Annotated in this window: 1 protein-coding gene; it reads right to left on the reverse strand. The window is 65.3% G+C overall.

Going from position 1 to position 1,415, the window contains the following annotated elements; genetic code table 11:
* Window positions 1–46 precede the first annotated feature (46 nt).
* Entirely contained in the window at window positions 47–1,294 is a 1,248-nt protein-coding gene (locus ABH939_RS33135) for an IS256 family transposase (protein ID WP_030538129.1), read from the reverse strand.
* Between the last annotated feature and the right edge of the window lie 121 nt (window positions 1,295–1,415).

Below are 1,415 nucleotides of genomic sequence, written 5' to 3' on the forward strand. Positions count from 1 at the left end.
GGTCAAGTCCCTGGGAGTGGTGTAGCCCTGCGTGACCCTGTCGGGTTCAGGCGGTGAGTGCGGGAATGTCCTCCTTGTCGATGTCGGCGTCGTTGGTTGCGACGATGGTCAGGCGGGACTTGGCGAGGATTTCGAGGCCGAGATAGCGGCGTCCTTCGGCCCATTCGTCGGTCTGCTCGGCAAGGACTGCGCCGACGAGGCGGATGATCGCGTCGCGGTTGGGGAAGATCCCGACGGAGTCTGTGCGGCGGCGGATCTCGCGATTGAGGCGCTCGTTGGGATTGTTCGACCAGATCTGCTGCCAGAGTCCCTCGGGGAAAGTCGTGAACGCGAGGATGTCGTCACGGGCGGCTGTGAGGTGCTCCGCGACGGCTGGCAGTTTGTCGTCGACGTAGTCGACGAGCCGGTCGAACTGGGCGGCCACCGCTGGTGCGTCGGGCTGGTCGTAGACGCTGTGGAGCATCGCCTTGACCGCCGGCCACATCGACTTCGGGGTCACGCTCATGAGGTTCGCCGCGTAGTGGGTGCGGCACCGTTGCCAGGCGGCGCCGGGCAGGTTTGCAGTGATCGCGTCCTTGAGTCCGGCGTGCGCGTCGCTGGTGACGAGTCGGACGCCGGCCAAACCGCGGGCCACGAGGTCGGCGAAGAACGTGTTCCACGCAGCCCCGGTCTCCGACGTGGCGACCTGCACTCCGAGGACTTCACGTCGTCCGTCGGCGTTGACACCGGTCGCGATCAGAACGACCGAGGCGACGACCCGGCCGCCTTCGCGGACCTTCATCGTGAGCGCGTCAGCAGCGACGAAGGTGAACGGGCCGGCGTCGCCGAGAGGCCGGTGACGGAACTCCGCAACCAACTGGTCGAGGTCGGTGGCCATCCGTGAGACCTGCGACTTCGACAGGCTGTTGATGCCCAATGTCTTGACGAGCTTGTCCATCCGGCGGGTGCTCACGCCGGCGAGGTAGCAATCGGCCACGACGGTGATCAGCGCGGTCTCAGCCCGTTTGCGACGCTCGAGCAGCCATTCCGGAAAGTAGGACCCCGCCCTGAGTTTGGGGACGGCGACGTCGATCGTGCCGACTCGGGTATCCAGGGGTCGATGCCGGTATCCGTTGCGCTGGGCCGTCCGATCAGGTGACGGGCGGCCGTACTCGGCACCGACAACAGCATCGGCATCAGCCGACAGAAGCGCGTTGATCATCGTCTGCAACAGGCTGCGCATCAGATCTGGCGAGGCATCGGCCAGAGCGTCGCCAAGCAGAGCTGCAGGGTCGACAATGTGTGGAGCGGTCATCGTTGTGTCCTCTTCAAGGTGGTTGTGAGAGATCTCTTGAAGAATCACGCGGTGGCCGCGTCCACGTCCAGCATCGGGACGATCTCGGCGACCGCGCTACACCACTATCCGGGACTCAACT

The organism is Rhodococcus sp. 27YEA6, from assembly GCF_044908235.1.
In the GTDB taxonomy this organism is placed as follows: Bacteria; Actinomycetota; Actinomycetes; order Mycobacteriales; family Mycobacteriaceae; genus Rhodococcus_F; species Rhodococcus_F qingshengii.